Here is a 21,509-nt window from a genome sequence, read left to right as displayed (position 1 = left end):
TCAATAAAGAGAATCTGGGCGTGTTTGTTTACGCCAGCGAAACACCTGTCCTCTCCTTTGCATCAGCGGATGGCCTATGCTGAGTAGGTGAATGATGGACAGGCCGTATGGTTCTGTGGCCCATGTGCTTCTGCCTGGAGCACAAAAAAGCCGCCCGGTTAAGGGGCGGCTTTTGATTGGGAAAAGAATGATGTAAGCGCTCGGTCCTTACTTGGAGAAAGTCAGGGCAGGAGCCTTCAGCTCATCAGCGATGGCGGCAACGATCGGTGACTTGGCGTCGAGGTCGAAGCTGTTCAGATCAATCGCCTGGAGCTGCTGGTTGTTGTACGTCTTGACGTAGTAGACCCGGTTGGCGATGTCGGCGATGACGGTCCACTGTGTGTAGTCGGCGACGTCGCTTTTGCTGTCGCGGATGATGCCGCGGGGCAGGTCAAAGTTGTTCATGATGTGCTCGACCAGCCGTACGCTCTCGGGGCCATTGGACACGGGGACGGGCGACATGCTAAAGGCCATCGCTCTGATAAAACGTGAGGGCGGGGTGGGGTCACCGGGCAGGCCGAGCCAGCCGGAGCCCTCGCCAAAGGAATTGATCTCGTTGCCGTTAATCTTGAGAGGCGGCGCGTTCTCGTCCGAGAGCTTGGTGTAGTTGCGCAGGTTGGTCAGGTGCCAGTCAAAGGTGGGTGAGTTCGTCAGTACGCCGTAGGGGTTGTCATAGACCTTCAGGGTGCCGCCAATGGGCTCGATCACGATGGATTTTCCGTTGGCGTCGTGCAGGGTGTAGTGGAAAGGTGCTACAAAGCCGAATGCCGGGAACTTGACCCCGATGACTTGGACCTCATTGATTGCTGCCTTGACCTCGTCGACCGTGGCAAAGCTGCTCAGGCACCAGGTGAGGAATTCCCACGGGGCGATGCTCTTGGCCGGGTCGGCATCGGCGGGCTTGGTGTACTCGGCGTAGCCGGGGAAGTACAGGATACCCGCGGCGAGACCCTTTTCGTTCAGGCCATCACAGACCAGCGGTTGGTTGGCGGCGTTCATGCCGGTAAAGCCGTACTTGCCGGTCCACTTGAGGCCGTCCTGCCCTTTCTTGGCACCGGTGCCGGTGAAGTTGAGACCGCGTGGCACGACGACGACCTTGGACTCCAGCTCAAAACCAAACTCCATCGTGCGGCCATAGACGTAATCGTCGTCAGAGGTTTTAACCAGCAGGCTGGTGCAGGCTTGGGCGGTGGAGAGCCCAGCGAGAAGGGCGGCTGCTCCGAGCAGGAGCGAGCGCAGAGGGGTGAACGGAGTCTTCATAGATGAGAGAATGGATCAGTTCTAACGCGGGATGAGGACCTCTACGTTAGGGGAGTTTGTGGTGGGGTCAACACCCTGTGTGTTATTATACCCCGATGACTTGAGTGCCCTAGAGGCGTCCCAGCTGATAATTGTGCAGCGCCTCGGCCACGCGGTGCAGGGTGACGGGCTTGCTCAGGTAGTTGTTCATCCCCGCCTGTAGGCACTTCTGTTTATCGCCCTGCATGGCGTGTGCGGTCATGGCGATGATATGGATGTCTCGCTGGCGGATGCCGTGAAAGCCGCCCCGGATGGCCTTGGTGGCGGCGTAGCCGTCCATGCGGGGCATCTGGCAGTCCATCAGGACACAGTCAAATTCACCGGCCCTCATGAGGTCGAGGGTCTGGTTGCCGTCAACCGCCAGATAGACTTCGCAGCCGAGCTTTTCCAGGATGCGGATGGTGACCTCCTGATTGGCCTCGCTGTCCTCGGCCAGTAGTACGCGCATGGGCTCCAGCTCGGGGAGTGGCTGATGGGTGTGTGCGTCGGGCTCCACCTCGACCAGCCGGGCACCTGCGGGCTGGTCTGGCTTGAGGGTAAAGAGGGTGTTCTCCAGATCGGAGGGGCAGATCGGTTTATAGAGGGTTTTGTTGACGCCGTTTTCGCTGAACTTGCGCCGATTCGACGCCTGGCCAACGGTGGTCAGCAGGATAACCCGCAGCTCATCGAGGTCGGGGTCCTGCGCGATCTGGCGGGAGACTTCCAGGCCATCCATCTCGGGCATGTCCAGATCTACCAGTACGTAGTCGAAAGGCTCGGAGCGCTGATAGGCTTCGCGTATGATGCGCAGCCCCGTCGTGCCGCCCTCTGCGCTCTGGGCACTGATGCCGAGCAGGGCGAGCTGGCGGCAAAGGACGTCGCGCGCGACAGGGTGGTCGTCGATGACGAGTGCGCGCAGCTGCGCCGGGAGCCGGTGCTTCGGCGTTTGTGTGGCTGGGCCGGTGCCACCCAGTGGAAGTGAGAACCAGAACGTCGAGCCCTGGCCTTTAACGCTCTCGCAGCCCATCAACCCCTCCATCAGGGTGACAAGCTTACGAGAGATGGCTAGGCCCAGCCCGGTGCCGCCGTATTTGCGGTTGGTCGAGCCATCGCCCTGGATAAAGGCCTGAAAGAGTCGCTCCTGGTCGCTTTCGGAAATGCCAATGCCGGAGTCATGAACCTCGGTGCGCAGAAAGAGGCCGCGCTGTGGGTCGCGCTCGATACGGACTTTTACGATGACCTCGCCGTTGGAGGTGAACTTGATCGCATTGCCGAGCAGATTGATGAGCACCTGCCGGTAGCGCAGCGGGTCGGTACGCAGCCACTCGGGTACGTCTGCGTCGATGTCGAGGATGAGCTCCAGCTTCTTGTGCGCGGCGGCCTCAGCCAGGATGTGCATGATCTCCTCGATGAGCTCGCGTATGGGGGCGTCTTCCAGAGTGATCTCAAGCTTGCCCGCCTCGATCTTGGAGAAGTCGAGGATCTCGTTGATAATGTTTAGCAGGGCGTCGGCGCTCTTCTGCACCGTGATGGCAAAGTGCTGCTGCTCTTCGTTGAGCTGCGTCTCCATGAGCAGGCTGATCATACCCACGATGCCATTCATCGGGGTGCGGATCTCGTGGCTCATGTTGGCCAAAAACTCGGACTTGAGGCGCGTGCCTTCAAGGGCGTCATCGCGGGCGAGCGAGAGTTCGGAATTCGCAGCCTCCAGTTGGTCGGTGAGGGACTCGAGCTTGGCCTTTTGCTCGCGCAGGGTGAGCTGATTTTCCTCCAACTGGTGGATCTTCTCGCCGAGCAGCAGATTTTGCAGCTGGATGAGCGTGTCGACCGAGACGAGGCCGACGAGGTGCTGCCGCTCATCGACGACCAGGATATCCTCATAAAAGCGCTCGCTCGGTCGGGAGAAGACCTTCTTCAGGACGGTGGGAATGTCCGCCGTGACGGGCACGATCTCCGGGTGCGAGAGCATGTGGTCGCGCACCGGACGCTTTGAGTAGATGGAGAAACCGAATCGCGAGCCGAGCTTTTCGTTGATCTTGTCCCGTGAACACAGGCCGATGGCACGGTTGTTTTCGGTGACCGCAGCGAACTTGAAGCGGTGCTTGGCGAAGGCTGCCTGGACCTGCTCTAGCGCAAGGTTGGAAGCAATGGAGTGGTTATGACCTACCAAGCGGGGCAGGTCGGTATCCGTCGCTCTCCCCGCGAGGCTGTTTACCAGTGCCATCGCAGCCGGATTAAAGACTTTTAGGCTGCGCACGCCATCATGAAATGACGTGGCCCTGTTAAATCGTTGTTACAGCGCAGGGTAGGACATGCCAACGCTGGCGAATGCGACTCACACTTTACTGGGCGGCGGCCTTATCCAGCGCCTTCAGGACGATGTCCGGAGTGAGCAGCGAGGGTAGCTCAATGGGCTTCTCCAGATGCGGCGAGTAAATGATGTTGAAGGGGACGGCGGATTTGCCAAAGGACGAGAGTGCGTTGGTGATCGTGGGGTCCTGAGAGGTCCAGTCGGCCTTGAGCAGGGCGACGTTATCGTCCTTCATCGTGTCGAGCACTTCGTCCGACCCGAAGACCACGCGCTTGTTCAGTTGGCAGGTCGTGCACCAGCGGGCGGTGAAGTCCACGTAGATGATCCGCTTTTCCTTGCGAAGTTTCTCAACCAGCTCGGGCGACCATTTCTGCCATTCGAGTGTCTTCGGCGGATTGTAGTAGCCGACCGCCAGTGAGCCTGCCAGGACAATTGCAGCACCGGCGATACCCAGCCCGCGAAGCTTACGCCCGAAAGCGCCGTAGTGGCCGTAAAGCCAGCAGGCGAGCGCTACGCCGACCAGCGAGATCAGCAGGTTGAGGAAGCGCTCCGAGTCGACCAGCCCGGCCAGAATCCACACCAGATAGGCGACGGTGGCATAGAGCAGGAACGAAAGCCACTTCTTGAAACTGTCCATCCACGCGCCGGGGCGGGGCAGCATCTTGGCCAGTTGCGGCACCAGGCTGAATAGCAGGTACGGGGAGCTCAGGCCGAAGCCGATGGCCGTAAAGAGCAGGACGGACTCGGTGGTCGGCAGGGCAAGGGCGGCCCCCAGTGCCGGTGCCAGAAACGGAGCCGCGCAGGGCGTGGCGACCAGCGTGGCCAGCACGCCGGAGAAAAACGAACCGGTCAGGCCGGGCTTGGCAGTGAGGTTACTGCCCACACCGACAGCGGACATACCCACCTCGAAGACGCCGCTCATATTCAGCCCAAAGGCCAGCAACACGACGGTCATGGCCAGCACGAAGCCGGTGGACTGTAGCTGGAAGCCCCAGCCGAGCTGTTCGCCACCGGCTCGCAAGGAGAGCAGCACAGCGGCCAGTACCCAGAAGCTGAGCATCACGCCGGCGGTGTAGAGGACGCCGTGTGCGAAGATGCGCCCGCGGCTTTCGCCCCCCTGCTTGACGAAGCTCATGATCTTCAGGCCCAGCACCGGGAAGACGCAGGGCATGAGGTTCAGGATCAGGCCGCCCAGAAAGGCGAAGCCCAGCAACGTGGCAAAGGGCATCGTGCTGGAGGGCGAGGTCGGAATCGTCGCCGCGATGGGAGCATCCTGATCCACGGAGGTGTTGACTGCCATCGCCGTGGGGCCTCCCTCGCTCAGCCAACCGTTTTTGGCATCGAGGACACCGGCCAGTCGGTCAACCTTGTCGGGAGCATACTCGGAGCGAACCAGGCTCAGTGTGTAGGTGCCGCCGGGATTTTTCTCAAAGACCTGGGGCTCGGCCGGTGCGATGACCGGCTCACGCGAAAAGAAGTAAACCTCGCCGGGGTCGGCAGTCGCGTTTTCCTGCGGAATCAGGGTCAGGATAAATCCGTTATCAGTGGCGTGGGCGTCTACCTCCCAGTTCTGGGAAAGGTCCTGCGGCCAATGGGTCTGGGCTTTTTCCAGCGTGGCGGCCCATTTAGAGGGCGTCGATGCTCCCGGCTTTACCGGGAGGGTGAGGGAGATGTTGCCCTTGCCGGGGACACATTCCTTTTCATCGCATTCGAGCCAGGTGACATGCCCCTGAAGCGTGACAGTATCCGACTGGAAATCTTTGCCCACCGTGACCGGGAAGAGCAGAAAGGTCTCCCCCGTGAACACGTAGTTGATGATGCCGCTCTGCTCATACAGGTGGGGGGCAGGCCAGCGCAGGTCTCCAATCGTGATCCCCGGTGGCAGGTTGCTCCAGCCGATCTTTACCCGCTCTCCGAATTCACCGGGATTGACCCAATAGATGTGCCAGCCTGCATCGACCTTCATCTTGAGCGCCAGCCAGGTCGTAGAGCCGGGCGTCAGGTTCTCTGCCGCACTGACCAGCTCGATCTGGGTATGCTGTGGTACCGTGGGACGGGTGAAGCCCGTCAGTGCTACCCAGAGCAAACTGCAGATAAGGAGTGTGTACGCGCTACGCATGATTCGTGTGTCGGCTCAGACGCCCCTGCCTTGCACTTGTTCCGTGTTTTTGGCCGTTTGCGGTACGCGCAAGCCGATAGACGGGGCTATGTCTGCCGCCTAGTGCAAGGAGTCGGTGGTGCTCACAGGCTGGGCAAAAGCTCAGGAATTGGGTTTCTCCAGCTGGATCGCCAGGCCGCGGAACGTGGTGTAGTCTGTCGAGTAGCCGGAGCTGTAGCCGACATTGCCATAGCCGTAGCCATAGTACCAGTCGTACGGGTAGCCCGTGCTCTGCCAGAAGCTTTCGTTCTGCTCACGCGAGGGCAGGATGATGACGGCGTCGGCGCCGATTTCAGCGGCCTTTTGGCGGAACATCTCATAGATGTTGGCTTCGTTGGGCTGAGTTGATGCGCTGGTAAAGGCGAGGATGCCCAGCTCATGATAAGGCTGCAAAGGCTGCTTGGCCACGTAGATGACCACATCGGCTGCGGCTACCGGAGCCTTGCTGACGGCTGCGGTATCGGCTGTCCCTGAGCCGACCGGGTTGTTCAGCGGGTAGTACTGGACTTGAGGCGGCTGGCAGCCGACCAGAAAGAGTCCGGAAGTGAGAAGTCCGAGAGCGAGAAGACGGGTCCAGAGAGTTTTCATTATTTTAGAATATCTAGTGAGCGTGATTCTTCAAATGAAATCGCTCTTTGCCTATCGGCCCTCATGGCCGGTTCCTAAGCCCGGCCTTGCCAGAAGGGGGTGGAGTGGTTTTGCTGCCCGACATGATTACGCACGTTGTTGTTTTCTGGTCCGATAAGCCGGTGGAGGAAAGCCGGAAGAAGCTTCTGGAGGGTGCAAAGCCGCTGGCCGATATCCCGGGGGTTCAGAACTTTCGCTTTGGCGCTCCGGTGCCCAGCCCTCGCGCTACGGTGGACGATAGCTTCTCCATGGCGATCTCTATGGACTTCGAGAACGCCGAAGTGGCTGCCGCCTACCAGACCCATCCGCTGCACCAGCACTTTCTGAAGACCTATGTCGGCAGCGTGGCGAAGCGCGTGCTGGTATACGATTTCGAGGCCTGAGAACCGTTCGCCGCAACGGTACCACGATCAGCTTGGTTTGAATCAACGACTCCGGATCTGAGCTTCACGTGTCGAGGTTCATCTCCATATAGCGTTGAGGCCGGCGGTGTGCGCCCGGTGGTAGCGTGGGAGGAGCCTTTTCGACAAAGCCCATCTCCAACAGAAAAGGGATGTGGCGCTCGTCTACATCTGCGTAAACGGTTTCGAGGCCAAGCTCCCGAGCCAGATCAATCAGGAAGCTCAGGACATCATCGCCGAGTCTGTGCTGGCGAAACTCTGGCAGCACCACGATGCGGCTCAGTCGTCCGTCGCACTCGAGCCGACCTGTGGCCACATGGCGCCCGTCATCATCGGTAGCCAGCACGTGCTGGCAGCAGCTGTCCTCCCGGTCGGAGGCTAGCGCAGAGGTATTGCCTTTTTCCACCATATAGACCGCGAATCGGATCGCTTCTATGTGGAGTCGGTCTCGCTCCCAGCACGCTATTTGTAAATTTATGGGCATAGGGGATATCCCTTAATCTCGTAATTGGGTAAATCATTTAATCCTAGCCGTCTATCTTTTTTTCATGCTGGCCTCGCCGGTAAATGCCCAAGAAACTGGAGGCATGGAATACCGGCGACTAGGAAAGACGGGACTAAAACTGAGCGCCTTGTCATATGGGGCGTGGGTAACCTTCGGGCAGCAGATCGATGAAGGTACCGCCAAGAATCTCCTCAAGACTGCCTATGAGGGTGGGGTGAACTTTTTCGATAATGCCGAGGCCTACGCCGGTGGTGAAGCCGAGAGGGTCATGGGCAAGGTGCTGGAGGATCTCGGCTTTGACCGTGAAAGCTACTGCGTCTCCAGCAAAGTCTTCTGGGGTGGCGGTAAGGGTAAGTCTCTGCCGACGACGCGCGGCCTCTCCCGCAAGCACGTGACCGAGGCCTGCCATGCTGCGCTCAAGCGCCTGCGCGTGGATTATCTCGACCTGTATTTTTGCCATCGTCCGGATGCGGAAACACCGATTGCGGAAACCGTTGCCGCTATGACGGACCTCATCCGGCAGGGCAAGGTCCTCTACTGGGGCACCTCCGAGTGGAGCGCCCGCGACATCGCGCTGGCCCACGCAGCCGCCCGCGAGTACAATCTTTATGCTCCGGTCATGGAGCAGCCGCAGTACAACCTCTTTCATCGCGCGCGCGTCGAGGTCGAGTATGGTCCCCTCTATGATGGCCCCGGTCTGGGGACGACGGTCTGGTCGCCGCTGGCTTCGGGCTTACTCTCGGGCAAGTACCTGGAGGGTGACCCCGGCGACACCCGGCTCTCCGTCAAGGGCATGGAGTGGCTCCGCTCGCGTTTCGAAGGGCCGGAGTTTGAGAGCAAGTGCATGGTGGTGGCCGAGCTGGCGAAGCTGGCCGATGAGCTCGGGACGACCCTCCCGCGGATGTGCCTTGCCTGGTGCCTGAAAAACCCGCACGTGAGCACCGCGATCATGGGGGCTTCCAAGGTCAGCCAGCTGGAGGAAAACATCAAGGCCGTGCAAGAGCTCGACCTGCTCAGCTCAGAGGTGATGGCGCGCATCGACACCATCGCCGGTACCCGCCCCGAGCCCGAAGAAACGTATTAATCGTTCCCGGTGCGGAGTGCCCCGGACCTGCGGTGCGTGACTGCACAGGACAATTAGGAGCCTTGCCCTACGGCACTACGTGCCAACTCCTGTTACACGATTATCCCAAAACTGGGACGACACAGTTTTGGTGCTCTGCCCAGTGAATCGTAAATGGGTGATTAGTCTCCCACTGAAATGAAGGAATCCGCCTTCGACTTACAGGTTTCACAAACATAGTATATCTTATCAACTCCACCTGGGACAGGCACTTTGACAGAGCTCATCTTTTCTCTACATTGGCTACACTTCGGCCTGCGTCTTAATATCAGGTACAGATAAAATGCCAGATAGGAGATGATCAGTCCATATGTGTAGCATTCACTGAACTTACTGGGCATTGTTTTGGAAACAAATGCCAGCGGAATGGCCAAAAGAAGTGAAATTAGGATAAGCTTTTGCTTCCCGCGGGCTCGTTTTTCTAGGCCGTCCTGCAATGTGCGGTCGGTCATGTAGCACTCGAGCTCAGGCTTGTTCATGAGCATACTCCTACGACGCCCTCAAAAGTTCAATTTGTTGTATGTCATTACTCTCACCCAATGGGGCGGTGATTATCGAGGCCAGTCCATTCAGTGGGGGCGGTGTGGCCATAAGGCATACTCTGTCCTGCCGGTCAGACAAACGCTTTAATGCGGCTGAGGACGCGTTCCTGGCCGAGGACTTCGAGCAGCCCGAAGAGCGGGACGCCGCCACCCTGGCCGCTGACGGCCAGCCGTGAAATCGGGAAGTACGCGGTCGGCTTTTGTTCGTTAGCTTCGGCGACAGCGCCGTAGGCGGCTTCGAGGCTCGGCTCATCCCACTTGTCGATGGCTTCCAGCGCTGGCAGCAGCTCGGCCAGGCGGGCGGCGGGGTCGCCCTTCTTGAAAATCTTTTCACGGGCCTTTTCGTCGAACTCGACTTCATCCTTGAAGAAGGGGACGACCAGCTCGGGCATGGTTTCGAGGGAGCGAGCCTTGGGCTGGCAGAGGCCGAGCACCTTTTGCAGGTAGTCCTCGTCGGTGGTTTCGGAGATCAGGCTGGCGGCTTCGAGCACGGGGGCGGCCATCCAGACAAAAGTTTCCAGCGGGAGGGCGCGCAGGTACTCGGTGTTGATGTGGGCGAGCTTTTGCTCGTCGAAACGCGCACCGTCCTTGTTGATCCCGGCGAAGTCGAAACGCTCGATGATTTCATCGATCGGCATGACCTCGCTGTCGTCCTTGGGGTTCCAGCCGAGCAGGCACAGGTAGTTGCGCACGGCCTGCGGCAGGAAGTGCCGGGAGACGTACTCCTCGATCAGGGCGCCGGACTCGCGCTTGCTCATCTTGCCGCGCCCATCGCTCTTGAGGATGAGCGGGATGTGGGCGAAGACGGGCGGTGTCGCTCCGAAGGCCTTGTAAATCTCGATGTGGCGAGCGGTGTTGGACAGATGGTCCTCGCCGCGGATGACATGGGTGATGTTCATCGCCAGGTCGTCCACCACATTGACGAAGTGGAACCCGAAGTCGCCGTTGCTGCGGCGGATGACAAAGTCCTGCTCGACCGTGCGCTCGACGCGGCCGCGTACGGCGTCCTCGACCACGACCGGCTCGCTGCGGACTTTTTCCAGCTCGGCGTTCTTGTACTTGTCAAACTCGGTGTAGCGCTCGCCCAGGAGCTTGAAATACACCGCGCCGTCCTGCTCATAGGTGCGGCCTGCGGCGGTCAGCTTGGCGAGGTACTCCTCGTAGATGCCAGTGCGCTCGCTCTGGAAGTAGGGGCCGAAGTTGCCGCCCTTTTCGGGGCCTTCGTCCCAGTCCAGTCCGAGCCAGCGCATGCCATCGAGCAGGGCCTGCAGGGCCTCGGGTGTGTTGCGGACCGAGTCGGTGTCCTCGATGCGCAGGACAAAGGTGCCGCCGGTGTGGCGGGCATACAGCCAGTTGAACAGTGCGGTGCGGGCACTGCCGATGTGGAAGAAGCCGGTCGGGCTGGGGGCGAATCGTACGCGGACGTCGGACATGGGTCGTATCTCTGAGGTGGTGTGAAAACCGCTCATGCTGGAGAAAAAATGGCGGTCTGTAAAAAACAAAACCCGCCGGAGTTTATCCGGCGGGTCGAAAGATCAAAGCGATGGTCGCTTACTTGGACAGGCTGGTGCCTTCGAAGGAGAGCTTACGCAGTTCCTCGGTGACGTCCACAGCCTCAGCAGGCATCGGCACGCTCATCCCGAAGATGTCCTGTGCGGTGATGTTCGGCTCCTTGTAGAGAGCAGCGTTGAGCTTCTTGCTGTAGTCCAGCGTGCCGCCGTTGAAGGAGACGCCTAGGGCGAAGCCCTTCTTCACGCGGTAGACGAGGATGTCGGCATCCTTCCAGCCGGTAGCACCGAGAGTGCCGCCCACCGGGCCAGCCTTGACGGAGAGGCCTACACCCCAGCGGATGCTGTCCTTGCCGAGTTCGCGCAGGGCCTTCTTGGTCATGCACACGGCGACCATGTGAGTTTCGGTCGCGCCAATCTCGATCCCTAGGCTACCACCGCCAACGGTGAAAATGGCCGGGGGGCTCCAGTTGTCGATGTTGTTGACCATCGCGATACCGGCACCACCGTAGCCACCGATCCCGACCATAGCCGAGTCCAGCTTTACGATGAGGACGGCCTCGGCCTCGGCGAGCACTTCACCGGGGATGGCGGTCTTTTCATCAGACTGCAGAGTTGCCAGAACGTCGTCGGAGTTGGAGATGATCTCCTTGGCCTGAGCGAGTTCCTTATCGAGTTGCGTTTCTGCCTGCAGCAGGAACGGAGCGAGAGAGAGAATAACCAGTGGTGTGAGTTTCATAGGCTGTGATTCTTTAGTTATACTGTGATTGGGTCAATTGAAAAGGGTGTATCATAAAAATGACCAAACGAGGTTTTATTTGGTTTTTTTACGGATTTTTTCGACCAGCCAGGCGGCTGCGATTTGGGAGAGAAAGAGGCAGACGAAAAAGACGATGATGAGGCGGAGGATCATGCCCTCTATATTGGAGACAACTGCCTCTGGCTGCTCGATGTCGTCGATCACAGGCTCCAGCTTCTGGAGCATCTCAGCGGCACTCGACAGGTTCTCGATGCTCTCGTCGATCGATGCCAGCCGCTCGCTCAGGGGCTCCCCGCCAGAGTCCGTGAGCAGGGTGTTGAGGTTTTGCTCTAGTCTGTCCAGCCGCTCGCTCATATCACTGGCCTCCTCGATCAACGCGAACAGCTTGGCAGGGGCATCCTGGTACTCGGGCTTTTTGATCTCTTCGGAGAAGGGCTGGAAGAAGTCGTTGAGCGTGGAGAAGTACTCGGCGGTCTGGTTGAGGCGCAGCTGGGTCTCATCCATGCCATTGAGCACCGAGAGGAAAGACTGGCCACCCTCGGATTCGAGCATGTTGTAGAGGGCGATTTCGCCGGTCCAGTAGACGTAGACAGGCATCCACTCCATGAGAGAGTAAAAGTTCTGCAGGGTGCGGTTGGCCTGCTGAAGCTCGCTCAGGGTATTGTCGAGGCCGTCCTCGATGCCGCTGAAAAAGATGCTGCTGCTGAGCTTTTCGGAGGGGGGTGTCACAAAGCGGTCCCCGGCGAGCACGCCGATATTTTCCCGTCCCATGAAGTAGGTCATGGGGTTTTCGTCGCACCACTGGACGATCTCCTGGTGCAACATATCATAGTTCTTGTCGTCCAGAGCATTGTCGGCCAGCCACCACGCCCACTTGTCAGCGGTATCCATCACCTCGGCGTAGAGTGACTGGTACGTGCCGAGAAATTCTTTTCCAGCGGGCCCGCTGATGTAGTTCTTGGCCCGGGTCGTGTAGGTGACCAGATCGATGAGAGCGACGCGTGGGTTGGGCTGGGCGGTGATGCTGCTGATGTTGGAGACGCTGGCATACTGCCAGATGGCGGCGTTGCGTTTTTCTTTAAAATCGCCCGGTTCGTTGCGCAGAGTGACGCCGACCGCTCCGATCAGGCCCGGAAAGCGCTCCGCGTACTCCCGGAGCATTTCGCGCAGCCGCTCTTCGTTTGCCGAGGTTTTGTTATCTTTGGCCACCTTGACCAGGTCCTGCTTTTGCTCGGGGGTGAGCATCGGGTTTTTGGTGCCCATACGTGTGCCATCGGCATCCGTACGGGACACAGAACCAGCCGTACTGGCACCTTCTTTTTGCTGGAGCTTTTCCTGGGCAAGCAGCTCACGTGCGTGCAGGGGCAGGGCGCAGGTCACGAGCAGGGTAAACCCCAGCAGGATCGGACAGCGAAACAGAGGTTTGCTCATAGGGGAGCCTTAGGTGAGGATTGTTGGCTTCGACTTGAAACTGACAAGGACAGGATTTCTCTGAAGATACAAACGCGAAATTACACAGCATGGCCTATACCGGACCCGCCCTTAATCTCATCGAATTTGAACGCGACTGGGAACCTGCCGCCCAGAAGGCGGGTTTGCGGACGGGTACGTTCGGCCAGTCCGAGGGGCTAAGCCTGCCGTATGCCTGGCGTGAACCGGCCCCCGGCGCACCATGGCTGTATCTTTCGGCGGGGATTCACGGAGATGAGCCGGCGGGGGCGCTTGCGCTGCTGGCATTCCTTCAAGAAGGGCTCCTGCCCGCCCGTGTTGGGGTGGTGGCCTTTCCGCTGCTAAATCCTGAAGGCCTGCGTGCCAATACCCGTGAGCACCCGCAGTACGGCGACCTCAACCGCGACTACCGGGCATTTAACTCGCCGCACATGCGTGCGCATCGAGACTGCCTCCAGGCGCTGGGCCATACCTACGCGCTCGCGGTCTGTCTGCATGAGGATTGGGAAAGCGCCGGGTACTATATTTATGAACATGTTGAGGGTAACCGTCCCGGCCTGGGTCGTAAGATGTTGGATGCCGTTGAGCCGATTTGTGGCATCGACCGTGCCCCGGTCATTGAGGACCGCCGCGCTGATGATGGTTTGATCACGAGCGCGCCGGGCACGGTCACTCCCGAGGACCTGGACGGCGGCTGGGCCGAGGCCCTTTATCTGGGTGAAGGACTTTGCCCGGAGGTCTACACGCTGGAAGCTCCCAGCGACCAAGACCTCGACGTGCGCGTGCGCGCTCACCTAGCCGCCCTCAAAGTCGCAGCGGCGGCGGAGTGTCTCCGCGGGCACTGATGAGGCTTGGCCTCATCGCTCCTTTCCGTCGCTGTCCCAGTGCGTGACCGCGCGGGACGATAAAGGACCCTTCCCCTACGGCCCTGCGTGCCTGCCTCAGCAACAGTTTCTCTAAAAACGGGTACCCAATTTTGATGCTTTGCTCAGCGAATAGTGAAACCAGCTAAGCTGGTTTCACTATTCGCTGACACGATGCGTAGCATCGAAAGTGCAGGCTCTGCCTGCCGCAGGTCTGGGCTGCGTAAGCCCAGGAAAAGCTACTGCTGTTTGAGCTTCGCCTTATGGAAGGCGCCGACCTCGACGTATTTTTCGGCCCAGTGGCGGATGCCTGCCTGCTGCTCCTCGGAGAGGGTCTTGACGACCTTGGCGGGGGAGCCGAGCACGAGCGAGCCGGGCGGTACGTGGGTGTTCTTGGTCACCAGCGCACCCGCGCCGATGATGGAGCGGGCGCCGATGACGGCCCCGTCAAGGATGGTGGCATGCATGCCGATCAGGCACTCGTCCTCGATCGTGCAGGCGTGGATCATCGCCATGTGGCCGATGGTGACGTACTTGCCGACCTTGACCCCAAAGTCATCCGCCAGGTGCACGACGGAGCCGTCCTGCACGTTGCTGCCCTCGCCGATTTCGATCGTGTTAATATCGCCGCGCAGGACCACGCAGGGCCAGATGCTGCTCTTGGGGGCGAGGGTGACCGCGCCCATGACGACTGCGCTCGGGTGTACGAAGGCGCTATCGTCGATGGACGGTTCCTGATTAAGGTAGTGTTCCAGGCGTTCCAGATGGGTCATGGGGCAAGTGTGGAGAACCGCCTGCCGCCCGGCAACGCGTTTTTGCAGATGCGGAAACGGTTGCCGCTGATTTTACATTTGCGAATGTTCACAATCAGCGCTGCCGGCAGTGGACTGCCCACTGAGTGTCCGGCACCGGTAGCCCATAAAACGCGTTCGAGGGGCATTTCGTGGGAGAAAGGGCTTGCCTTTGACAGGCAGGCAGAGGCATTTTAAGACCGTAAAGGAGGGTCGAAACCGTTCCCCGGCGCTAGATAGTAAATCCTTTAACCTGTGTCTAAGCGCCCTCGTAATGGCCTCGACGGGCAGCCTAAGAGCTGCCGACGATGAAAGCAAAAGCCAATGCCCCGCAGGGTCGCAATAAGGGCGGCCTGATTGAATTTATCTGGAGTGAACGCCAGCGCCTCGTAGGAGTAGTTGCCCTTACGATGTTGCGCACATTGGCCATCGCGCCGATCCCGATCATCGCCAAGGCGATCATCGACTACGCACTCGCCGCCAAGGAGATCACCGTCGTGCTCCAGTTGGCGGGGGTCATTGTCTGCCTGCTGGCGCTGCATACCGTGATTGCGGTCAGTGGCAGCTCACTCGTCGCTCGCCGCATCCCGCGTATGGTGCTGGATCTGCGGGCGCGTATATTCCACAAGCTGCAGTTCATGCACTTCGGGTTTCTGGACCGGACCAAGACGGGACGGCTGCTCTCGAAGTACGCCTTTGATACGCAGCAGGTCGAGGGCGCGCTGGTGCCGATCATTTATACGATCATGCCCGACCTGGCCTACGCCGGCTGCCTGACCATTATTCTGGTTTTTCTTAACCCCTTGCTATCGGCGGTCATCGTCTGCGTGGTGCCGATCATCTTCGCCATGCGCTGGATTTTCATGAAGCGCATCCTGCAAACCAACCACAGCGTACGTGTGGCCCGCGAGCGCCTCACGGGGGCGGCCAGCGAGTATATTTCCGCCTTGCGGCTGGTGCGCAGCCTGGGCGAGGAGCATGCCGTGGACACCCAGATGAGCGGCCACAGTGAGGGCTTCCGTGAGGGGCGCGAGCGGCAGATTCGGCTCAACCAGAACCTGGGCACATACAGCTACTTTTTGACCGAGGCACTTTCCGTGGCCGTTATCGCCATGAGCGCGATCCTCACGATTTCCGGTCATGCGAGCATCGGTACGCTGGTCGCCTTCCAGGCCTCCCTGCCGATCATCCTGCGCCCGATCAACCAGCTAACGGCGTTCAGCCAGCAGTTTTTCCTCGCAGAGGAAAGCTACCGCAGCATCCGCGAGCTACTCGACAGCGGCTACGTGGAGAAGTGGAACGGCGGGTATGAGTTCAAGCACATGCGCGGGGAGATCACCTTCGACGATGTGTGCTTCACCTACGAGAAGGACAAGCCGGATGTGCTCACGCACTTCTCGCTCACTATCAAGCCCGGCGAGCACGTGGCCTTTGTCGGTCCCTCGGGCTCGGGTAAGAGCACGATCGTCAGCCTCATCCTCGGGGTGTATGCCCCGCGCGAAGGGCGCATCCTGATCGACGGTATGCCGCAGCAGCGCATCGCCATGCGCAAGTTCCGCCGGAGCTGTGCCATCGTCATGCAGGACAGTCTGCTGCTGTCCGGCTCGATCACGGACAACATCCGCTTCGGTCGTCCGACTGCCAGCATGGACGAGGTCTACGAGGCAGCCCGCCTGGCCTACGCGGATGAGTTTATCCGCCAGCTTGATCAGGGCTACGAGACTAAGGTCGGCGAGCGGGGCGTCAGCCTCTCCGGTGGGCAGCGGCAGCGTATCGCCATTGCCCGTGCTCTGCTGCGCAACCCCAGCATCCTCATCCTCGACGAGGCGACCTCGGCGCTGGACTACGAGAGCGAACGCCAGGTCCAGGCGGCACTGGAAAACCTCTCCAAGGGACGTACGGTGATCACCATCGCGCACCGCCTGAGCACGGTTCGTACCGCAGACCGTATCGTCGTCCTGCAAAAGGGGCGTGTGCAGGAGAGCGGGTCCTTCGACGAACTGGCGGATCAGGACGGTATCTTTGCTCATCTGCTGGCCGGGCAGAGCGGGAACAAGGCCTAGGCGTTCTCACGCGAGCTGGGGCGTAATTCTCCAAAAAAAAGCCCGGACCCGTCGATCAGGCTAGAAGACGGGCCCGGGAGATTGGCTATCGCTATTACAGTTTTGGCGGGAGGCGCGGAAACGGGCAGTACCACCGCTTCCGAGCTTTGCCGCTTCATACTCTAGACATACAAATCTCGGTGTCGAGTTTTAAATGGCATATTTATGCCAATAAATAAGAGGCGCGCCGAAATCGAGGTGCGTGGTCAGAGTATCCGGTTTTGACTTGCCCCGGCGGCGCGGCGGGGCAGGGTAATTCGGATGAGTAAATGGGCGCTAATTTCGGTCAGCGATAAAACCGGCCTCGTCGATTTTGCGAAGGGCCTCGTCGAGCAACAGGGCTACGGCATCCTCTCCACCGGGGGGACGGCCAAGCTTCTGCGCGAGCAGGGGCTCCCCGTCACGGACGTGAGTGAGTACACGGGCTTTCCGGAAATGATGGAGGGTCGCATCAAGACCCTGCACCCGAAGGTCCACGGTGGGCTGCTCTGCCGCCGCGACAAGGACGACCACCTCTCCCAGGCCAAGGAGCACGGTATCGACATGATCGATCTGGTCTGTGTGAACCTTTACCCCTTTGAGGAGACCGTGGCCCGCCGTGACTGCACCTTTGAGGAAGCCATCGAAAACATCGACATCGGCGGTCCCTCCATGCTCCGCTCCGCTGCCAAGAACCACGCCAGCGTGACCGTGGTATGTGACGCTGACGACTACTCGCCCGTGCTTGAAGCTCTCGCCACCGGTGGCGATGCGCTGACCTTCCTGCGCCGCAAGCTCGCCCTCAAGGTTTTCCAGCGCACCAGCTCCTACGACGGTGCAATCGCCTCCTACCTGGAGAAGCAGGTCGAGGAGAGTGCCCAGATCGGTCTGCCCGAGCGCCTGAGCCTCGAAATGCCGCTGGCCCAAAGCCTTCGCTACGGTGAGAACCCGCACCAGCAGGCCGCGCTCTACGGCCGTTTCCACGAGTGCTTCGAGCAGCTCCAGGGCAAGGAACTCTCCTATAACAACATCATCGACATCACCGCCGCCACATACCTGATCGGCGAGTTTGAGAAGCCCACTGTCGGCATCCTCAAGCACACCAACCCCTGCGGCGTGGCCAGCGACATGGAGCTCGTTACCTGCTGGGAGCAGGCCTTTGAGACGGATAAGCAGGCCCCCTTCGGCGGCATCATCGTCTCCAACCGCACGATCGACGCCGATCTGGCCAAGATCATTGCCGGCATTTTCTGCGAAGTCATCATCGCCCCCGAGTTTACGCCCGCCGCGCGCGAGGTCTTCGGTAAGAAAAAGAACCTGCGCCTGATGATCGCCCGCGATTTCCTCGGCTCCGATTCGCTGCAGGAGGTCAAGTCCGTCGTCGGCGGCTTCCTGCTTCAGGACCGCGACCACTACCCGGACAAGCCCGCTGACTGGAAGGTCGTGACCGAGCGCCAGCCCACCGATGAAGAATGGGCCGCCATGCGCTTTGGCTGGAAAGTCGTCAAGCACGTGAAGTCCAACGCCATCGTCTACGCCTCTGCCGAGCGCACGCTGGGCATCGGTGCCGGGCAGATGAGCCGCGTGGACAGCTCCCAGATCGCCGTGTGGAAGGCCGGACAGGCTGGGCTCTCCCTGCAGGGTTCGATTGTCGCCTCCGACGCTTTCTTCCCCTTCGCCGACGGGCTGATCGCCGCCGCCGAGGCCGGTGCCACCGCCGCTATCCAGCCGGGCGGCTCCGTCCGCGACGAGGAGGTCATCAAAGCCGCCAATGAGCGCGGCCTGGCCATGGTCTTCACCGGCAAGCGCCACTTTAAGCACTAGGCAGGGCGCCAGAACGAAGTCCTGGACCAGAGACCCTCCGGGTCACTGATGCCTTTGCGTCCTTTAAAAAAATCCTCCGCTCGGAAGAGTGGGGGATTTTTTTGCGGTAGGACTCATGATGCGTGCTTCGTGGATTGCGTTCGGGGGAGGGGGTGTTAACTTAACGTTAACGTTTTATTTCCTATGGCCATTGATCCGATCCCCTTCCTCTCCAAGTACGCGAGCTTCCCGAGTGTGTCTACCGACTCGGCCTATGCCGAGGGCATGAAGGGCGCGCGCGACTACGTTAAAAACGCACTGACCGAGCTGGGGTTTGCCGTCGAGGAGGTGGCCACCCCGAAGCACCCGATCGTGCTCGCTGAGCGTGGTCCCGATCGCGAGGACGTGCCGCATGTGATTATCTATGGTCACTACGATGTGCAGCCCGCCGACCCCTTTGAGCTGTGGAAGAGCCCGGCCTTTGAGCCGGAGGTGCGCGATGGCCGACTCTACGGTCGCGGTACCGCTGACAACAAGGGCCCGCAGGCAGTGCAGATGACTGCGCTCTCGCGCCTGCTCGATGAGCACCCGGACCTGCCGCTGCGCATCACGTACCTGATCGAGGGTGAGGAAGAAATGGGCAGCCCGAGCTTTCTCGGGTTTTTGGAAAAATACGGCGAGCGCCTCTCCAAGGCCGACATGATCCTCCTCTCGGACACCGGTAGCCCCGGCACTGAGCAGATCGTGATCACGACCGGCCTGCGCGGCATGCTCGGTATGGAGGTCACCCTGACCGGTCCGGAGTTGGACCTGCACTCGGGCGTCAACGGCGGCCCGGTGCTCAACCCGGTGCAGGCACTGACGGAGCTGTGTGCCTCGCTTCACAACAAGGACGGAAGTGTGAACGTGCCGGGCTTCTACGACGCCGTGGTCGAGCCGCTGACCTGGGAGCGTGAGGAGCTGGCCAAGCTGCCCGTGACCGAGGAGCAGTACCGGGAGATTCTCGGTGTGCCGGGCTTTATCCATCCCCACGGTGCGACCGCGCTGGAGCTGGTACGCTTCTTCCCGACGTTGGAGTTTAACGGTATCGGCGGCGGCTATCAGGGCGAGGGGAGCAAGACCATCATCCCCGCCAAGGCCTTTGTTAAAATCACCTGCCGCCTCGTGCCCGACCAGGACGAGGCCGACATCGTCGCCAAGCTGAAGACTGCGCTGCTGGAGCGCTGCCCGCCGCAGGTGAAGATCGATGTCAAAGTCGACAAGGGCGGTAGCCCTTATTACGTGGCCCCCGCCGGTCGCCCGAACACCGCGCCGGACCTTTCACCGGTATTCGCCACCGCCTGTGAAGCGGCCGAGGTCTCCATCGAGGAAGCCTTTGGGAAGAAGCCGCTCTACCTGCGTGAGGGCGGAAGCATCCCGATCATCCGCGACCTCAAGGACAAGACCGGGCTGGATTCGCTCATGATCGGCCTGTTTACCCCGCGTGATAATCTGCACGCCCCCAACGAGAGCTTCGAGATCGACATGATGATGAAGGGCATCGATGCCTACCAGAGCATCCTGCGCCGCATGGCTTTCGGGGAGTAGGTCCGAAGGCTGAGGGTTTTGTTAAGTCATTAAGGGCCGGGCTGAGTCATGCAGGCTCGGGTTCGCCATTTCATCTCTTATAAGAGATAAGTTTTTCTGCCTGGTTAAAGGTTCAGGACAAAGAAAAACGCCAGACGGACTCGTCTGGCGTTCTTCTTTGAAAAAGGTGTGTGTGTGAAAACTTACTCGACCAGCATGACGTCTACGCGGCGGTCACCGATGACGCCCGGGTCGGTCTTGGGCAGGTCCTGGATCGCGTCGAGCTCACCGAGGGAGAGGACTTCGATGCGGGTGGCGGCGATGCCCTTACGCTCGAGGTAGTCCTTCACCGCGTTGGCGCGGCGGTCACCGAGGCCGAGGTTGTACTCGTTGGTGCCGTACCAGTCGGTGCGGCCTTCGCAGATCACGCGTGCGCCGGGGTTGCTGTTCAGGTATTGGATGACCTGATCGAGCTTGCCGTATTCGGAGGGTTGGACGGTAAATTCATCGAAGCCGAACTGGACGGAGGCCATGATGTTGCCCTGAGCGAGGCCGCCGTTCATGCCACTGAAGTTCGGGTCGCGCATCTCCAGGGAGTCGCCGGTGGCGGGGCTGATCTCGTCTGGATTGATCCAGTCCTCACGGGGACCTCCGACGGTGGCGGAGAGAGTATCGTCCGGAGAGGGTTCGGGGTCGGATTCACACCCGGTGAACATGAAAGCGCTGAGGCTGAGACTGACGAGATAAAGACTGACCTTCTTCATTTGATTCCTACTGATGTTTGAATCTTAATGTATGGGCAAGGAATTTCGTAACGCAGATGTTAAAAGACGTGAAAAACCATGACAAGCCCGCTTTACCTTTTAGTCGATAATGGCTCATTGCGGCCGGAGGCAACCTTAAGTCTGCGTGCATTGGCAAAATCCGTTGGAAACGCCTCGGGCACCGAGGTGCATCCGGTCTCCCTGATGCATGCAGATCGTGTCGACCCGCAGCTCCTCGGCGGGGAGGGGGCCTGGACATTTTTGTCGTTTCTGGAGCATCACGTCGCGCGTGGCGCACGGGAGTTTCATGTCATCCCGTTGTTCCTCGGGCCGAGTCGGGCGATCACGCAGTACATCCCCGAGCAGGCCTCCGCTTGGCGGGCGAAGGTGCCGGATCTGCGGGTTCACCTGGCACCGTGCCTATGCCCGGAGGATGGCTCGGGGGATGATGTCGTGGCTGGTATCCTGGCGCGCGGTGTGCGCGAGTTAATGGAATCAGAGGAACTGGAGAGCCCCCGGGTGGCCCTCGTGGATCATGGGTCGCCGGTCGAGGTCGTGACGCAGGTTCGCAATCGCATTGCCCATCGCCTGGCCGATTTATTGGGAGAAGGTATCGAGGCGGTGGCCCCTTGCTCGATGGAGCGGCGTGAGGGTGAACGCTATGCCTTTAATGAGCCCTTACTGGAAAAACTGCTGCACCGGCCGGGCTGGCGCGATGAGGCGGTCGTGGTGAGCATGCTGTTTCTACAACCGGGTCGCCATGCGGGCTCGGGTGGGGATATTGCCCAGATCTGTGCGCGGGCTGAGGCAGATGCTCCCGCGTTGAAGACATACCGGACGCGCCTTCTGGGGGAAGATCCGGCTTTGATTGAGCTGCTTGCCGAGCGTTTACGGCAGACGTGCTAAACCGTGCGCCCCTAGCTGGGCTTGATGTGTCAAC

The 21,509-nt window shown here is 60.1% G+C and carries 17 protein-coding genes; 7 read left to right on the top strand and 10 right to left on the bottom strand.

The features are described 5' to 3' along the window. Positions 1–207: 207 nt before the first annotated feature. The 4 genes from K0V07_RS01085 to K0V07_RS01070 all read right to left on the bottom strand — a co-directional run bounded on the left by K0V07_RS01085 (position 208) and on the right by K0V07_RS01070 (position 6,374). Positions 208–1,299 (bottom strand): choloylglycine hydrolase family protein, encoded by a 1,092-nt coding sequence (locus K0V07_RS01085; protein ID WP_220622686.1) that lies wholly within the window; start codon positions 1,297–1,299, stop codon positions 208–210. A 109-nt stretch (positions 1,300–1,408) separates the two neighbouring features. Next, positions 1,409–3,541 (bottom strand): response regulator, encoded by a 2,133-nt coding sequence (locus K0V07_RS01080; RefSeq protein WP_220622685.1) that lies wholly within the window; start codon positions 3,539–3,541, stop codon positions 1,409–1,411. Between the two features lie 118 nt (positions 3,542–3,659). Beyond that, positions 3,660–5,747, bottom strand: coding sequence for a thioredoxin family protein (locus K0V07_RS01075; protein ID WP_220622684.1), 2,088 nt, complete (start codon positions 5,745–5,747; stop codon positions 3,660–3,662). A 141-nt stretch (positions 5,748–5,888) separates the two neighbouring features. Further along, a complete protein-coding gene (locus K0V07_RS01070) occupies positions 5,889–6,374 on the bottom strand; it encodes a hypothetical protein (RefSeq protein WP_220622683.1) in 486 nt (161 codons plus the stop codon). A 122-nt stretch (positions 6,375–6,496) separates the two neighbouring features. Here K0V07_RS01070 and K0V07_RS01065 point away from each other — a divergent pair, with 122 nt between their 5' ends. Beyond that, positions 6,497–6,796 (top strand): Dabb family protein, encoded by a 300-nt coding sequence (locus K0V07_RS01065; protein WP_220622682.1) that lies wholly within the window; start codon positions 6,497–6,499, stop codon positions 6,794–6,796. A 64-nt stretch (positions 6,797–6,860) separates the two neighbouring features. Here K0V07_RS01065 and K0V07_RS01060 read toward each other — a convergent pair whose 3' ends face one another. Continuing rightward, complete coding sequence (locus K0V07_RS01060; RefSeq protein WP_220622681.1) at positions 6,861–7,223, bottom strand: GNAT family N-acetyltransferase; 363 nt, start codon at positions 7,221–7,223, stop codon at positions 6,861–6,863. Between the two features lie 178 nt (positions 7,224–7,401). Between K0V07_RS01060 and K0V07_RS01055 the strand changes: the two genes are divergently transcribed. Further along, a complete protein-coding gene (locus K0V07_RS01055) occupies positions 7,402–8,403 on the top strand; it encodes an aldo/keto reductase (protein WP_345778168.1) in 1,002 nt (333 codons plus the stop codon). A gap of 652 nt (positions 8,404–9,055) precedes the next feature. On the opposite strand, the gene K0V07_RS01050 is transcribed toward K0V07_RS01055, so the two are convergent. From K0V07_RS01050 to K0V07_RS01040, 3 genes are all read right to left on the bottom strand, one after another. Next, the gene (locus tag K0V07_RS01050; protein WP_220622679.1) at positions 9,056–10,417 is read right to left on the bottom strand and encodes a glutamate--tRNA ligase family protein; all 1,362 of its coding nucleotides are present in this window, start codon (positions 10,415–10,417) and stop codon (positions 9,056–9,058) included. Between the two features lie 118 nt (positions 10,418–10,535). After that, positions 10,536–11,231: a lipid-binding SYLF domain-containing protein gene (locus tag K0V07_RS01045; protein WP_220622678.1), complete on the bottom strand. Its 696-nt coding sequence runs from the start codon at positions 11,229–11,231 to the stop codon at positions 10,536–10,538. 75 nt (positions 11,232–11,306) lie between these two features. Then, positions 11,307–12,683 carry a hypothetical protein gene (locus K0V07_RS01040; protein WP_220622677.1) on the bottom strand — a complete coding sequence of 459 codons (1,377 nt, stop codon included), beginning with the start codon at positions 12,681–12,683 and terminating at the stop codon, positions 11,307–11,309. A gap of 89 nt (positions 12,684–12,772) precedes the next feature. On the opposite strand from K0V07_RS01040, the gene K0V07_RS01035 reads away from it, so the two are divergent. After that, positions 12,773–13,546, top strand: coding sequence for a succinylglutamate desuccinylase/aspartoacylase family protein (locus tag K0V07_RS01035; protein ID WP_220622676.1), 774 nt, complete (start codon positions 12,773–12,775; stop codon positions 13,544–13,546). Between the two features lie 257 nt (positions 13,547–13,803). Here the strand turns inward: K0V07_RS01035 and K0V07_RS01030 are convergent, their stop codons facing one another. Next, positions 13,804–14,337: a gamma carbonic anhydrase family protein gene (locus K0V07_RS01030; protein WP_220622675.1), complete on the bottom strand. Its 534-nt coding sequence runs from the start codon at positions 14,335–14,337 to the stop codon at positions 13,804–13,806. Between the two features lie 326 nt (positions 14,338–14,663). Here K0V07_RS01030 and K0V07_RS01025 point away from each other — a divergent pair, with 326 nt between their 5' ends. From K0V07_RS01025 to K0V07_RS01015, 3 genes are all read left to right on the top strand, one after another. After that, positions 14,664–16,418 (top strand): ABC transporter ATP-binding protein, encoded by a 1,755-nt coding sequence (locus K0V07_RS01025; RefSeq protein WP_220622674.1) that lies wholly within the window; start codon positions 14,664–14,666, stop codon positions 16,416–16,418. A 300-nt stretch (positions 16,419–16,718) separates the two neighbouring features. After that, a complete protein-coding gene (gene purH / locus K0V07_RS01020) occupies positions 16,719–18,260 on the top strand; it encodes a bifunctional phosphoribosylaminoimidazolecarboxamide formyltransferase/IMP cyclohydrolase (RefSeq protein WP_220622673.1) in 1,542 nt (513 codons plus the stop codon). Between the two features lie 183 nt (positions 18,261–18,443). Continuing rightward, positions 18,444–19,826: a M20/M25/M40 family metallo-hydrolase gene (locus tag K0V07_RS01015; protein ID WP_220622672.1), complete on the top strand. Its 1,383-nt coding sequence runs from the start codon at positions 18,444–18,446 to the stop codon at positions 19,824–19,826. 182 nt (positions 19,827–20,008) lie between these two features. Here K0V07_RS01015 and K0V07_RS01010 read toward each other — a convergent pair whose 3' ends face one another. Next, a complete protein-coding gene (locus K0V07_RS01010; protein ID WP_220622671.1) occupies positions 20,009–20,569 on the bottom strand; it encodes an OmpA family protein in 561 nt (186 codons plus the stop codon). Between the two features lie 150 nt (positions 20,570–20,719). Between K0V07_RS01010 and K0V07_RS01005 the strand changes: the two genes are divergently transcribed. Next, positions 20,720–21,475 carry a CbiX/SirB N-terminal domain-containing protein gene (locus K0V07_RS01005; RefSeq protein ID WP_220622670.1) on the top strand — a complete coding sequence of 252 codons (756 nt, stop codon included), beginning with the start codon at positions 20,720–20,722 and terminating at the stop codon, positions 21,473–21,475. Positions 21,476–21,509 lie beyond the last annotated feature (34 nt).

Source organism: Ruficoccus sp. ZRK36, from assembly GCF_019603315.1.
Lineage (GTDB): Bacteria > Verrucomicrobiota > Verrucomicrobiia > Opitutales > Cerasicoccaceae > Ruficoccus.
This window is presented reverse-complemented; position numbering and strand designations above follow the sequence as displayed.

Excerpts from the sequence above, each read along its gene's own strand:
- K0V07_RS01085 (WP_220622686.1), bottom strand. The coding sequence starts at position 1,299 with ATGAAGACTCCGTTCACCCCTCTGCGCTCGCTCCTGCTCGGAGCAGCC.
- K0V07_RS01045 (WP_220622678.1), bottom strand. The coding sequence starts at position 11,231 with ATGAAACTCACACCACTGGTTATTCTCTCTCTCGCTCCGTTCCTGCTG.
- K0V07_RS01010 (WP_220622671.1), bottom strand. The coding sequence starts at position 20,569 with ATGAAGAAGGTCAGTCTTTATCTCGTCAGTCTCAGCCTCAGCGCTTTC.
- K0V07_RS01035 (WP_220622676.1), top strand. The coding sequence starts at position 12,773 with ATGGCCTATACCGGACCCGCCCTTAATCTCATCGAATTTGAACGCGAC.
- K0V07_RS01070 (WP_220622683.1), bottom strand. The coding sequence starts at position 6,374 with ATGAAAACTCTCTGGACCCGTCTTCTCGCTCTCGGACTTCTCACTTCC.
- K0V07_RS01080 (WP_220622685.1), bottom strand. The coding sequence starts at position 3,541 with ATGGCACTGGTAAACAGCCTCGCGGGGAGAGCGACGGATACCGACCTG.
- K0V07_RS01075 (WP_220622684.1), bottom strand. The coding sequence starts at position 5,747 with ATGCGTAGCGCGTACACACTCCTTATCTGCAGTTTGCTCTGGGTAGCA.
- purH (WP_220622673.1), top strand. The coding sequence starts at position 16,719 with ATGAGTAAATGGGCGCTAATTTCGGTCAGCGATAAAACCGGCCTCGTC.
- K0V07_RS01030 (WP_220622675.1), bottom strand. The coding sequence starts at position 14,337 with ATGACCCATCTGGAACGCCTGGAACACTACCTTAATCAGGAACCGTCC.
- K0V07_RS01015 (WP_220622672.1), top strand. The coding sequence starts at position 18,444 with ATGGCCATTGATCCGATCCCCTTCCTCTCCAAGTACGCGAGCTTCCCG.
- K0V07_RS01060 (WP_220622681.1), bottom strand. The coding sequence starts at position 7,223 with ATGGTGGAAAAAGGCAATACCTCTGCGCTAGCCTCCGACCGGGAGGAC.
- K0V07_RS01055 (WP_345778168.1), top strand. The coding sequence starts at position 7,402 with ATGGAATACCGGCGACTAGGAAAGACGGGACTAAAACTGAGCGCCTTG.
- K0V07_RS01040 (WP_220622677.1), bottom strand. The coding sequence starts at position 12,683 with ATGAGCAAACCTCTGTTTCGCTGTCCGATCCTGCTGGGGTTTACCCTG.
- K0V07_RS01025 (WP_220622674.1), top strand. The coding sequence starts at position 14,664 with ATGAAAGCAAAAGCCAATGCCCCGCAGGGTCGCAATAAGGGCGGCCTG.
- K0V07_RS01050 (WP_220622679.1), bottom strand. The coding sequence starts at position 10,417 with ATGTCCGACGTCCGCGTACGATTCGCCCCCAGCCCGACCGGCTTCTTC.
- K0V07_RS01065 (WP_220622682.1), top strand. The coding sequence starts at position 6,497 with ATGATTACGCACGTTGTTGTTTTCTGGTCCGATAAGCCGGTGGAGGAA.